The organism is Streptomyces sp. P5F9 (assembly GCF_057961495.1).
This window is the reverse complement of the sequence record NZ_JBXVPZ010000304.1, coordinates 1-11,872: the sequence shown is the minus strand read 5'-3', so window position 1 is coordinate 11,872 and position 11,872 is coordinate 1. Positions and strand designations below refer to the sequence as shown.

12 protein-coding genes are annotated in these 11,872 nt (G+C 68.4%); 5 read left to right on the top strand and 7 right to left on the bottom strand.

Translation table 11 applies throughout. From position 1 onward, the window contains the following. Positions 1-265 precede the first annotated feature (265 nt). Positions 266-442 carry a hypothetical protein gene (locus AC31A1_RS35150; RefSeq protein WP_489657196.1) on the top strand — a complete coding sequence of 59 codons (177 nt, stop codon included), beginning with the start codon at positions 266-268 and terminating at the stop codon, positions 440-442. A 203-nt stretch (positions 443-645) separates the two neighbouring features. Here AC31A1_RS35150 and AC31A1_RS35145 read toward each other — a convergent pair whose 3' ends face one another. From AC31A1_RS35145 to AC31A1_RS35125, 5 genes are all read right to left on the bottom strand, one after another. Further along, positions 646-1,845 (bottom strand): serine hydrolase domain-containing protein, encoded by a 1,200-nt coding sequence (locus AC31A1_RS35145; RefSeq protein WP_489657195.1) that lies wholly within the window; start codon positions 1,843-1,845, stop codon positions 646-648. Then, a complete protein-coding gene (locus AC31A1_RS35140) occupies positions 1,842-2,822 on the bottom strand; it encodes a glycoside hydrolase family 68 protein (protein WP_489657194.1) in 981 nt (326 codons plus the stop codon). The genes AC31A1_RS35145 and AC31A1_RS35140 overlap by 4 nt, the downstream gene beginning before the upstream one ends. A gap of 71 nt (positions 2,823-2,893) precedes the next feature. Beyond that, a complete protein-coding gene (locus AC31A1_RS35135; protein WP_489657193.1) occupies positions 2,894-3,718 on the bottom strand; it encodes a carbohydrate ABC transporter permease in 825 nt (274 codons plus the stop codon). Next, positions 3,715-4,710 (bottom strand): carbohydrate ABC transporter permease, encoded by a 996-nt coding sequence (locus AC31A1_RS35130; RefSeq protein ID WP_489657192.1) that lies wholly within the window; start codon positions 4,708-4,710, stop codon positions 3,715-3,717. Before AC31A1_RS35130 ends, AC31A1_RS35135 begins: the two co-directional genes overlap by 4 nt. Next, complete coding sequence (locus AC31A1_RS35125) at positions 4,707-6,089, bottom strand: ABC transporter substrate-binding protein (protein ID WP_489657191.1); 1,383 nt, start codon at positions 6,087-6,089, stop codon at positions 4,707-4,709. Before AC31A1_RS35125 ends, AC31A1_RS35130 begins: the two co-directional genes overlap by 4 nt. 257 nt (positions 6,090-6,346) lie before the next feature. Between AC31A1_RS35125 and AC31A1_RS35120 the strand changes: the two genes are divergently transcribed. After that, a complete protein-coding gene (locus AC31A1_RS35120; RefSeq protein WP_489657190.1) occupies positions 6,347-7,375 on the top strand; it encodes a LacI family DNA-binding transcriptional regulator in 1,029 nt (342 codons plus the stop codon). Between the two features lie 36 nt (positions 7,376-7,411). Here AC31A1_RS35120 and AC31A1_RS35115 read toward each other — a convergent pair whose 3' ends face one another. Further along, positions 7,412-7,525, bottom strand: a complete 114-nt coding sequence (locus AC31A1_RS35115) for a helix-turn-helix transcriptional regulator (protein ID WP_489657197.1) — start codon at positions 7,523-7,525, stop codon at positions 7,412-7,414. 297 nt (positions 7,526-7,822) lie between these two features. Between AC31A1_RS35115 and AC31A1_RS35110 the strand changes: the two genes are divergently transcribed. Beyond that, a complete protein-coding gene (locus AC31A1_RS35110; protein ID WP_489657189.1) occupies positions 7,823-8,059 on the top strand; it encodes a CocE/NonD family hydrolase C-terminal non-catalytic domain-containing protein in 237 nt (78 codons plus the stop codon). Positions 8,060-8,103: 44 nt separating this feature from the next. Here AC31A1_RS35110 and AC31A1_RS35105 read toward each other — a convergent pair whose 3' ends face one another. Beyond that, on the bottom strand, positions 8,104-9,036 hold the full coding sequence (locus tag AC31A1_RS35105; protein ID WP_489657188.1) for a LacI family DNA-binding transcriptional regulator: 933 nt from the start codon (positions 9,034-9,036) through the stop codon (positions 8,104-8,106). Positions 9,037-9,209: 173 nt separating this feature from the next. Here AC31A1_RS35105 and AC31A1_RS35100 point away from each other — a divergent pair, with 173 nt between their 5' ends. Next, positions 9,210-10,157 carry an alpha/beta hydrolase gene (locus AC31A1_RS35100; protein ID WP_489657187.1) on the top strand — a complete coding sequence of 316 codons (948 nt, stop codon included), beginning with the start codon at positions 9,210-9,212 and terminating at the stop codon, positions 10,155-10,157. Between the two features lie 59 nt (positions 10,158-10,216). Beyond that, a partial coding sequence (locus tag AC31A1_RS35095) for a glycoside hydrolase family 2 TIM barrel-domain containing protein (RefSeq protein ID WP_489657186.1) occupies positions 10,217-11,872 on the top strand: 1,656 nt, incomplete at its 3' end.

The window sequence follows — 11,872 nt, the reverse complement described above, 5'->3', positions numbered from 1 at the left end:
CCACTCACATCAGCCGATTCACCCGCCTCGGACTCGAACTCACCGCCTGACAATGGCGAATCCGCCAACAAAGTCCTGAAGACCACGGCTTCGTCCCCATGCTCATCGCCCCGCACGAAAGACCGGCGTCTCGGCCTACGTCGGCGACGGCACCAACCGGTGGCCCGCGGTGCACCGGCTCGACGCCGCGGTCCAATTCCGTCTCGCACTGGAGAAGGCTCCTGCGGGCAGCGTGCTGCACGGAGTTGCCGAAAACGGTGTCACCATGAAATGCATCGCGCAGACCATCGCCCAGGGCTTGGACCTGCCCACGGTCTCGCTCACCCGCGACCAGGCCGCCCACCACTACGTCAGCCCGTTCATGGCCAAGGTTTACGGCTTCGACGCCCCGTCTCCAGTACTCGCACACAGGATCTGCTCGGACAGTCTCCCACCCATCTGACGCTACTCGATGACCTGGAACACGGCGACTACTTGGCCACGCCGACCTCCTGACCCCCTCGCACCCATCCGCGATACCGTCGCGGGTGTCCTCGAAGCGTCCGGGTCGTGCAGAGGCCGCAGTCCCTGCCGTCCGGGAGAGCGGGTGTCCTGCGGCTGGAGCCCACGTGAGCACGCCGTCTGCGTGTTCACGTGCCTGCGGGTTCACACGTGGGGGCCTTCACGAGAGCAGCTGAAGCCGAGCGTTCGGCGCAGTTCGTCGATGACGTACGTGGCGCGTGGGTCCGCGCCTGCTTCCATGACGTTGGTGAGATAGGCGAAGCCGACCTGGTGGGTCGTGTCGGCGAAAGCGACCTGCCCGCCGGCTCCGTCATGTCCGAAGGACGCCGGTCCAAGGTATTCCCGTGCGAGTGAGGGCAGTTGGAATCCCGTGCCCCACCGGGGGAAAGGGGCTTGCCCTCCGAACACGGGAGTCCCTTCCGCCTGGGGACGGATGGCGTCGGCGACGGCGTCGGGCTTCAGCAGCCGCACTCCGTCGGTGTCCACCACGGTGGATGACCAGATCGAGGCCAGTGCGTGGGCAGAGGCGATACCACCGGCTCCCGGCAGTTCCGCCGCCTGCACCCGGGGGTCGTTGAAGCCGCCATTGTCGTCGACGAGCTCCGGGGGAAAAGCGTTTCCGAGAGTCAGAGCCCGCTCCGACCAGTCTATTTCTCCGGAGGGTCGCGCAGCGGCCTGCTGAGCCACGAGGGCGGTGAGGGTCTGTCCGGCGCGCATGTGCGCGACACGGTGCCGGGCGGACGGGGGAAGGCCGATCCATGCGTCGGCGTGCAGGGGCGTGGCGATGAGCTCTTGGAAGTACTGGCCGACCGTCATGCCGGTCACGCGGCGGATGACCTCGCCGATCAGCCATCCATGGGTGAGGGCGTGGTAGGCGTGTCCTTCGCCGGCCGGCCACAGGGGTTCCTGCTGCGCGAGGCGCGCGGTCACCAGGCCCCAGTCGATGGCGTCCTCAAGGGTGAGGACCTCGCGCGGTGCCGAGAGGCCGGACCGATGGGCGAGGAGATCCCTGACGGTGATCGTGTCCTTGCCGGATTCCGCGAATTCGGGCCAGTACGCGGCGACGGGCCTCTCGTAGTCGAGGCGGCCTTCCTCCACGAGACGGGCCGCGAGTATGGAGGCAAGACCCTTGGTGCAGGAGAAGATGACGCTGACGGTGTCCTTCGTCCAGGGTGTGTCCGTGCGTTCGTCGGCCGTTCCGCCCCACAGGTCGAGGACCGTTTCTCCCGCCACCCGTACGCAGAGTGCTGCCCCCATGTCGTCGTGGCGGGCGAAGGTCGCGGCGAAGGCATCTGCGACGCGTTCGAATCCGGGGGCGGTGAAGCCGTCGACGCATGCGTTCATCGGGGAGTTCTTTCGCTCGGGAGGGTGAGGGGGACGATGCCGGGGTGCTCCGGGGAGCGGCCCACGGGGAAGGGGTCGCAGATAGAGCCCTGGAACGTGCCGTCGGCGCCCGTGTTGTCGAAGGCGAGCATCACGGCCCGTCGGGTTCGGTCCTCGATGACACGGCCGCTGTAGAGGGATTCGCCGACGACGAGCCGGGCTTTCTGCGCCGGGTAGGGGCCCGGGGCGGAGGGGGCCGGGATGCTCCAGACACCGCCGGTCTGGCCTGCCTTCCGCCGTGCGGCGGACAGTCGAGGGGTGTCGCAGGACACGAGCAGGACGTTCTCGCCTTGGATGGTGGCCAGTTGCGGGACTTCGAGGTGGGCGAAGCCCGCGCCGACGGAGCTGAGGGGTGGCTGAACCGTCCAGGTGCGCAGGTCGGGCGAGGTGGCGTGGGCGATGACACCGCGGTCGTCGACAGCACCGTGGTTGGCCCGTGCCGTCACCAGCATGTGCCAGCAGCGCGCGTCCGGGTCGGGAAACACCCACGGGTCGCGCCATGCCTCTTCCGACCAGCTCGAATCTCCCAGCTTCTCGTACCAGCGCCCGTCTGCCTCGGTGATGGGCCCGGGCTGCTTGGTCCAGGTGTGCAGATCCGTGGAGGTGGCCACGCCGATCGCCTGGGTGTTGCTGCCGGAGTCGGTGAAGCGGGCACCGGTGTAGAACATGCGCCAGAGCCCGTCGTGTCCGCAGAGCACGCTGCCGGTCCACACGGCGCTCTCGTCGAAGCCGCCCGCCGGTCCAGGGCCGAGCACGGGGCCGTGGTCCTGCCAGTCGGTCAGGTTCGTGGAGGTGGCGTGGCCGATGCGCGCGTTGCGGTGCCGGAGTTCGGGGTCGCCGAGGCTCTTGGGGGCGTGGAGGTAGTACAGGTGGAACGTGTCGCCGTCGTCGGCGAACCAGAAGTCCCACACCCAGGCATGGTCCAGGTGAAATGACACAGAGCGTCCTTGTGGGGGCGGCTGCCTGGCGGCAGAGGCGACCGGTGAGAGGGCAGGTGAGGGGTGTGATGTCAGCCCTTGACGGCACCTTGGAGCAGCGCCTTGATGAACTGGCGCTGGAAGATGACGTAGATGGCGATCGTGGGCAGCATGATGATCAGCGCGCCGGCGAACATCAGGGGGAGCTGGTTGAGGTACTGGCCCTGGAATGCCCCGAGTGCCCCGGCCATGGTGCGCTTGTCCGGGTCGTCGACCAGGACCAGCGGGAGCAGGAACTGGTTCCACGTCCACAGGAACAGCAGGATCGCCAGGGAGGACAGCGCGGGGGCGGCCAGGGGAAGCTGGATGCGGCGGATCTCCTGGAAGGTGCTCGCCCCGTCGATGCGGGCCGCCTCGGACAGCTCGGTGGGCACTCCGATGAAGTGGGCACGCATCCACACGACACCGAACGGCATGTAGAGCCCGATCAGCGGGAGGATGATCGCCCAGCGGGTGTTGAGCAGCCCCATGTCGGTGATCTGGTAGTAGAGCGGGATGACGATCGCCTCGAAGGGGATCGTCAGCCCCAGCACGAACACGAGGAACACGACCCTGCCGCCGCGAATGCGCAGGTTGCCCAATGCGTAGCCAGCCAGCGTCGCCATCAGAAGACTGAGCGGGACGACGCCTACGACGATGAGGGCGCTGGAGCCGAGCAGCTGCCAGACGTGCGCGGTCCTGAAGGCTTCGGCGAAGTTGCCCCACTGGGGGTTGCTCGGCCAGGAGATCCCGCTGGGGATGCGGTCCGCGGGCTGCAGTGCGCCGGAAAGCATGCCGACGAGCGGGAGCACGGTGAGCACGAGGACGATGACCAGGACGACGCGTCCGATGATCACCTCGCTCTTGTTGACGATCATCGGTCTCTTTCCTTTGCCAGCAGCTGGATGGGGAGCACCACCGCGAGGACGAGGGCCAGCAGGACGATGCCGAAGGCGGAGGCCAGACCGACCTCGCTCTGTGTGAAGGCGAGCCGGAAGATCGAGATGCCGGGGACCAGCGTGCTCGTCCCAGGGCCGCCCTTGGTGGTCGTGTAGATGATGTCGAAGCTGCTCAGCGCCGCGATGACCGTGAGGGTGACCAGTACGGCGATCTCCTGCCGCAGCCCCGGAAGGGTGACGGTCACGAACTCCCGCGTCCAGCCGGCGCCGTCCAGCCGCACCGCCTCATACAGCGAAGCGTCGATCTTCCCGATGCCGGTGAGCAGCAGGATCGTGCACAGACCGGTCAGCACCCACGAGCCGATCAGGCCTACGGCGGGCAGAGCCGTACTGAAGCCCGCGAGCCATGACCGTGAGAGGAATCCCAGGCCCACGGAGTCCAGGATCGTGTTGACGGTACCGGTCTGCGCGTACATCCACGACCAGGCGATGCCGGCGGCCACCAGCGGGATGATCTGTGGAAGGAACAGGATGGTCCGCGCGGTGGTGGCGAACGCGCCGGGCCTCATCGTGCGGATCAGGGTGGCCAGGACCAGTCCGCTGGTGACCGGGATGACCGTGAAGAACACGATGAGGATCAGCGCGTTCACGATCGAGATCAGCAGATCCCGGTCGGTGAACACCCGGGTGTAGTTGGCGAAGCCGACCCAGGTGGAGGCACCGATGCCGTTCCAGTCGTAGAACGAGTACTGCACGGCCGTGATCAGCGGATAGATCACGAAAGCGAAGAAGAAGGCCAGCGCGGGCAGGACGAACAGCCAGCCCAGGGCGAGCCTGCGCCGGGCCGCACTGCGGATGGACTCCCGGGCGGGCCGGCCGACGGGATCCGCGGCATGGACGCCCTGGTGGGGGCGCCGCACCGCGGCCGCGGTCGGCTTCGAGGTCCCAGGCCCGCGGACGTCGCTGCTCATGAGCCGGCCAGTTCCTTCTCGTAGTACTGCTGGATGGCCTCGACGAACGCCTTGGGCTCCATACGCCGCGTCAGCAGGCGCTGCTCGTCGGGCTGGAACGCGCCGGCGTAGATGCCCGCCGTGGTGTTGGCCATGAAGTCCACGAAACCGTTGTCGGAGCCCACTTCCGCGGAGACGCCGAGTGCCTGGCCGATCAGCGAACCCGCCTTGGCCGTCGGCATCTTCTGGGCGGGGTCACCGCCGGGCGACGCGCCGGTGACGTCGACGATGATCTGACGGGCCTTGGTGTTGGTGTGGATCCAGTTCAGGAAGAACGCCGCCGCGTCGGCATGCTTCGCCTTGGCTGGGATGGAGAACGAGTTCGCGGCGCCCATCGCCACGTACTTGCCGCCGGCGGTGGCGGGCGGCACCGGAACGAAGGTGGCGGCGCCCTGCCCCATGGACTTGTCGGTCCCGGCGGCGTCCCAGTTGCCGTCGAACATCAGCAGGCCCTTGCCCGCCTGGAAGTTGGACACCATCGTCGTGTAGTTGATCGCGTTGACGTCCGAGGGGAAGAACCCCGCGTCCGCCCACTTCTTGAACACCGTCGCGCCCTTGAGGCTCGCGGCCGTGTCGAACGTGGCCCCCGGTTTGTTGAACATCCAGTCCACTAGGTCGTTCTTGTTCCCGTACTGGTTGATCAGCGCCTGCAGCGCGAACGTGCCCGCGCCGTCCTGCATGCCGATCTGCACCGGAAGGATCTTCGCCGCCTTGGCCTTGGCCATCCACTGTTCCAGCTCGGCGAGCGTGGCCGGCGCCCCCGACAGGCCCAGGCGCTTGGCGTACTTCTGGTTTACATAGATGCCGGTGACGCTGTAGCCCAGACCCAGCTGGTAGAGCGACCCCTCGCCCCGCACGCCCTTGATGCTCATCCGGGACGGAGCCAGCTGCCCGGCGGAGAACTTGTCCCAGCCGAAGCCCTTGTAGTACGGGTCTAGGTTCGTCAGGAGCCCGTCCTTGACCGTGTCGCCCAGCGTCGGCAACCGAATCAGGTCCGGTGCGTCGGCACTGGCCATCAGGCGCGGCGCGTTCGCGGTGAGGTTCGCGAAGCTGTCGCGGACGACCTTGAAGGTGACGTTCGGGTGCTGCTTGGTGAACTCCTTGGCCAGATCGTCGGAGACCGGGAAGCCCGTCTCGTCCTGGATCTTGATCGTGATCTTGTCGGAGGTGAGCTTCAGGCTCACCTCGCCGGAACCGGTCGGGCTCGCGGCCGGCGATCCCGGCGCACACCCGGCGAGAGTGAGGGCACCGGCGGTGGCGGTGGCCGTGAGGGCCGCTCTCCATGCCCTGCGTGATGTGGTGCTGGGTCCCTGACGGGAGGGCTGCGGCTCGTTCGACATCTGCGTGACTCCGTTGTCGGTGGGCGGGTCCGAGGAAGGCGGCCTGGCAGACGCGGGCGGGCGTCTCCGGCACCTCGACGGTCTTCAGCGCTCCGGGGCGCCCGTTCCCGAAACGACTCAAAACCGCTTGCTAAACCCTTTTAGCACCGCCATAGTCGGCCTGGAGACGGGTGCTGTCAAGGAATAGTTCTCAGCGGGTCGGGCAGCGTGATTGGGTTGAGACCCGCACCTGCGCCGGCCACCGGAGGAGAGATGCCATGCCGAACAAGCGCGTCACGCTCGCCGATGTCGCCCGGCGCGCGGGGCTGTCCACGGCCGCCGCTTCGCTGATTCTGAACGGCAAGTCCGACACCCGCCTGTCCCCCGAGGCACACGCCCGGGTCAACGACGCCGCCGCGGAACTCGGCTACCGGCCGAACGTGGCCGCCCGCGGACTGCGGACCCGCAAGACCCTCACCATCGGATTCATTTCCGACGTGGTCGCCACCACACGCTTCGCCGGCGGTCTGATCCAGGGAGCGCTGGACGCCGCGGAAAAGGCCGGCCACGTCCTGCTCGTCCTGGAGACCGGAGGTGACCCGGCACGCGAGTCCAAAGCGATCGCGGCCGCCCTCGACCGCCAGGCCGACGGCATCATCTTCGCCGTGATGCGGGCCCGGGAACTGTCCGTACCCGACATACCGCAGGCGACCAACGTGGTCATGCTCAACGCCACCAGCAAGCAGCACCCCGTCTCGGTCCTGCCCGACGAACTCCGCGGCGGCAGAGCGGCCGTCGCACTCCTCGCCGACGCCGGCCACCGCAACGGGATCGCTCTCATCGGCCACAACGAAGAGATCGAGAAGAACCTCTTCCGCTCCGCGACCGTCGGGCAGCGCATCGCCGGGATCCGCGCGGAGATGGCCGAGCGCGGACTACGGTTCGCCGCCGAAGAATCATGCCGGGAGTGGGAACCCCACCACGGCTACGACGCGACCCGCGCCCTCCTGGAACATCGCAACGACATCCGCGCACTGCTCTGCATGAACGACCGCCTCGCATTCGGCGCCTACCAGGCGCTGGCCGACCTCGGCCTGTCCGTCCCGCGGGGCGTCTCCGTCGTGTCCTTCGACAACGACGAACTCGCCTCCTACCTCAGACCCGGCCTGACAACCGTCGCACTTCCCCACGAAGCCATGGGCCGCACCTCCATCGAACTCCTCCTCGACCGCGACCCACACCCCGACTGCCACCTGATCCCCATGCCCGTCATCGAACGAGGCTCGGTACATCCCCCCACCGGCTGACCCTCTGCCAGCCGGTCGCCAAAGCCACCACGTGCGTCAGACGTCCTGGGGTGGGGCCTCCTGGAAGCGGGCGGCCGCTTCACTGCGGGAGCGGATGCCGAGCTTCGCGTAGATGTGTATCAGGTGGTAGCGGACAGTCTTGACGGATATGAACAGGTCGAGGATCGTATGCGACCTTGTCCCATTGCCGACTTCGCATCCACCGCCCAGTCGCCAATACCGCCCAGTAGGCGGGCGCTACGCGGCTCCCCCAGGCGTCCGCGATGGAGCCCAGCCACGCCTGCCATCCGCTCGGACGTGCTCGCCGACGCAACTGCCGCACTGGACACAGAGGTTGACGCCATCGGCGAGGTGAGCGCCGAGGTCTGGTTCCGCTCCAGTCTGCCCCACGCGGATGTGTTCGTCCGGCCTGTGCGACGTTGACGCCAAGCCCCGCTAGACGAACGTGTGCGACAGCCTGTCGGTCTGACCGACGCCGACCGGACCTCCCGCGCGACGGTACGGCTATGGCCGACGGCCTATCGCTTCCGGCGCAGTCACCGCATCCGGGTCCAGGTGTCCAGCGGCAACTTCCCTCGCTACAACCGCAATCCGGGCACCGGCGAACCCAGGGCGCCGGCGACGACTCTCCGCGCCGAACACCCGTGTGCGGTACTCCTACCGGTCCGGCAACCGACCCCATAGCCGGTGGTCCACCAGTTCGCTTCCGCCGGTGTGGAGATGACCGGTTACCCGGACTGTCGAACGATCACTCGTGCCGGTTCCGGGGTGGTGTCGGCGGAGGGGAGGCCCAGCGCGGTGCGTGCGGCGTTGCGGCCGATGGCTTCCGCGTCGATGTGCACGGTGGTCAGGGCGGGCGAGAACAGTGCTCCGTGCGGGGTGTCGTCGAACCCGACGACGGCGAGGTCCTGCGGTGCGCGCAGCCCGAGGCGCCTCATCGCGGCGAGCGTGACGAGCGCGAGGTCGTCGTTGTAGGCGAGGACGGCCGTGACGTCCGGGTGGTCGGTGCGGAAGGTCCGGAGCCGTTCCTCGGCGGTGTCGAGGCTGCCGGGCAGGACGAGCGCCGGGCAGGCGGCCAGGCCCGCGGCGTGCGTGGCCTGCCGGATGAGCCGCCCTCGCAGACCGGCCAGAGCCTGGAGTTCCGGGGTGTCCGGCATGACGGTGGCGAGGTACCGGTGGCCTCGGTCGACCAGGTACCGGACCGGGACGTCGGCCTGCGCGGAGAACGCGTCGAGGGACGTCTCGGCGTCGGTGACGATGTCGTCCGCGCGGCCCGCGTCACCCAGGTCGATCACCGCCCGGGCGGAAACGGCCTGCGCCACGTCGGAGAGGGCCTGCGAGGAGAGATGGCCGTGCAGCACCAGCAACACGTGCTGGTGTGCGGCGAGTTCGGCGTCGAGGCCCCGGATGTAGCTGCCGAGGCTGCTGCCGGTGGGCACGCCCTCGATGTTGAGCAGGACGATGCGGGACGCCCCTTTGCGCAGCGCCTGCGCCGAGCCGTTCGGGACGTAGCCGAGGTCGCGCGCGGCCTGCCGTACCCGTTCCCGTGTCTCCTCGGAGACGTGCCCGGCCGCCCCGTTGAGAACGAAGCTCACCGTGGTCTGCGAGACCCCGCTGGCCCGGGCGACGTCCTTGGCTGTCGCGCGCATGGACCTGCTCACTCTCTCGCTCCTCGGAACGGGGGCCCGGCGGCCGGGTCTCCTGCGTGCGGTCTGATCTGGGGCTTGTGCGGTGCGGGATGCGCTGGATACCGTACCGCAGGGCAGGTGGTAATACGATTTACCATTGGTTTGGTGCGTGCCTTACACCGAACCGGATTCGAGGAGAGGCGCCCATGAAGCTCGACCTGGTCGACCCTGAGCTGCGTCGCAGCGTCGCGCGGATGCCGCGGCTGCCGGTCCGTCGGAAGTGGGGGCGCTATGTCGTACGGACCCTGGTCCGCAGGCGCGGGCTCGGCGAGCCGGTCGCGAGCGTCGAGAGCAGTGACATCGACCAGGGCCCCGGCATCCGCGTGTACATCCCGGCCGTTGGCGGTTCGGGGGCGGCGCTGCTGTGGGTGCATGGCGGTGGGTACGTCATCGGCGACGTCGTACAGGACGACGCCTTCTGCTCCGCGACGGCCCACGAACTCGGCATCGTCGTCGTCTCGGCGAACTACCGCCTCGCTCCTGAACACCCCTTCCCGGCCGCTCTCGACGACACCTTGGCCGCGTGGCAGTGGTTGCAGGAGTCGGCCAGGGAACTCGGGGTCGACCAGGAACGTATCGCCGTCGGGGGTTCCAGCGCCGGCGCGGGTCTGGCAGCCTGCCTGGCACAGCGGCTACACGACGGGGAAGGTGCCCAGCCCACCGCACAATGGCTGTTCTCGCCGATGCTCGACGACCGCACCGCCGCGCGGCGCGAGCTCGACCAGGTGCAGCACCGGGTGTGGAACAACGCGGCGAACCGGACGGCGTGGAGCGCCTATCTCGCCACCAGGCCCGGCGGCGCGTGTACCCCTGATTACGCGGTCGCGGCCCGGCGCGGCGACCTCAGCGGGCTGCCACCTGCCTGGATCAGCGTGGGCGACATCGACCTGTTCACCGACGAGTGCCGCACCTACGCCGAACGTCTGCGCGACGCGGGCGTGCGCTGCGCCTTCGACCTCGTCCCCGGCGCTCCCCACGGCTTCGAGGCCTGGGCTCCCGATACGCGCGTCGCCCGGGAACTGCTGGAGCGAGGCCGTGCCTGGCTGGGCGCGCGGCTGACCGGAACGACCTCGCAGGTTCCCGGCGGGGCATAGACCTCCGCCGGGCGCCGGCCCCCGGACCGCTGCCCGCCCCACACCTCACGGAGACCCCCATGATTCGTACGTCCTTCAACGACGGCTGGCAGAGCCGGCCCAAGGTCAACCCCTTCGCCGAACTGTCCGGTGTGAAGGTTCCCTTCCTCCCGGTGACACTGCCGCACGACGCGATGATCGGGCAGGAGCGCACGGCGCCGGACGGCGAGGCCACGATGGAGGGCGGCGCCGGGGCGTACTTCCCGGGCGGGACCTACGAGTACCGCAAGACGTTCGCCGTTCCCGAGGAGCACCGGGGCAAGCGGATCCTCTTCGAGTTCGAGGGCGTCTACCGCGATGCCGTCGTGTACATCAACGGGGACTACGCCGGCCAACGCCCCTTCGGTTACTCGCACTTCCACATCGACGCCGACCGTTTCCTGCGCTACGGCGACGACAACGAGATCCGCGTGGAGGCCCGCGCCCATCGTGACTCACGCTGGTACACCGGTGCGGGCATCTATCGCGACACCTGGATGCTCGTCGGCGACGTGGTCCGGATCGCGCCCGACGGGGTCCGTGTCACCACCCCGGACATCGACGCGGAACGGGCAGTGGTCGAGGTCGCGACGAGGGTCGAGAACGACTCGATCGCGATCCGTACGGTCGACGTCGTCACCGAGGTCCGCGATGCCGACGGGAGTGTCGTCGCGAGCGACGTCTCGAAGGCGACGGTGCTGCCGGGCGAGCCCGCGGTCGTACGCCAACGCCTGTACGTCTACGCCCCGTTGCTGTGGAGCACGGACACACCCGCCCTGTACACCGCCACCGTGACCCTGAAGGACCTCGACGCCGAGACCGTCGTCTTCGGTGTCCGGTCGCTGCGCCTCGACCCCCGGCACGGGCTGCGGATCAACGGCGAGACGGTCAAGCTGCGCGGCGCATGTGTCCACCACGACAACGGAGTTCTGGGCGCGGCGACCTTCGCCCGCGCCGAGGAACGGCGGGTCCAACTCCTCAAGGACGCCGGGTTCAACGCGCTCCGCATGTCCCACAACCCCATGAGCAAGGCGATGCTGGACGCGTGCGACCGCCTCGGGATGCTCGTCATGGACGAGACCTTCGACGTCTGGACGTCCGCCAAGAGCGACTTCGACTACAGCTTGGACTTCCCCGAATGGTGGGAGCGCGACATCGAGGCGATGGTCGCCAAGGACTTCAACCACCCCAGCGTCATCATGTACTCGATCGGCAACGAGATCCCCGAGACCGGCTCGCCCACCGGCGCCGCATGGGGCCGCAGACTCGCCGAGAAGGTCCGCTCGTCGGACCCCACGCGCTACGTCACCAACGCGGTGAACGGCGTGCTCTCCGTCATGTCCGAACTGGGCAAGCTGGCCCAGCAGTCGCAGGAGAAGAAGGCGGCGGAAACCGAGCAGGCGGCCGACGCGGGCGGGACCGAGGACAAGGGGATCAACTCCCTCATGGCCGACGCGGGGGACATGATGAACGCGATCAGTGCCTCCAGCCTCGTGACGGAGAAGACGGCCGAGTCCTTCGCGGTACTCGACGTCGCCGGCATGAACTACGCCGAGGCGCGCTACGCCCTGGACAAGGACCTGTTCCCGAACCGGATCATCCTCGGCACCGAGACCTTCTCCACCCGCATCGACGGCAACTGGCGTCTGGTCGAACAACTCGGCCATGTCATCGGCGACTTCACCTGGACCGGCTGG

Excerpts from the sequence above, each read along its gene's own strand:
- AC31A1_RS35150 (WP_489657196.1), top strand. The coding sequence starts at position 266 with ATGAAATGCATCGCGCAGACCATCGCCCAGGGCTTGGACCTGCCCACG.
- AC31A1_RS35145 (WP_489657195.1), bottom strand. The coding sequence starts at position 1,845 with ATGAACGCATGCGTCGACGGCTTCACCGCCCCCGGATTCGAACGCGTC.
- AC31A1_RS35135 (WP_489657193.1), bottom strand. The coding sequence starts at position 3,718 with ATGATCGTCAACAAGAGCGAGGTGATCATCGGACGCGTCGTCCTGGTC.
- AC31A1_RS35130 (WP_489657192.1), bottom strand. The coding sequence starts at position 4,710 with ATGAGCAGCGACGTCCGCGGGCCTGGGACCTCGAAGCCGACCGCGGCC.
- AC31A1_RS35125 (WP_489657191.1), bottom strand. The coding sequence starts at position 6,089 with ATGTCGAACGAGCCGCAGCCCTCCCGTCAGGGACCCAGCACCACATCA.
- AC31A1_RS35120 (WP_489657190.1), top strand. The coding sequence starts at position 6,347 with ATGCCGAACAAGCGCGTCACGCTCGCCGATGTCGCCCGGCGCGCGGGG.
- AC31A1_RS35100 (WP_489657187.1), top strand. The coding sequence starts at position 9,210 with ATGAAGCTCGACCTGGTCGACCCTGAGCTGCGTCGCAGCGTCGCGCGG.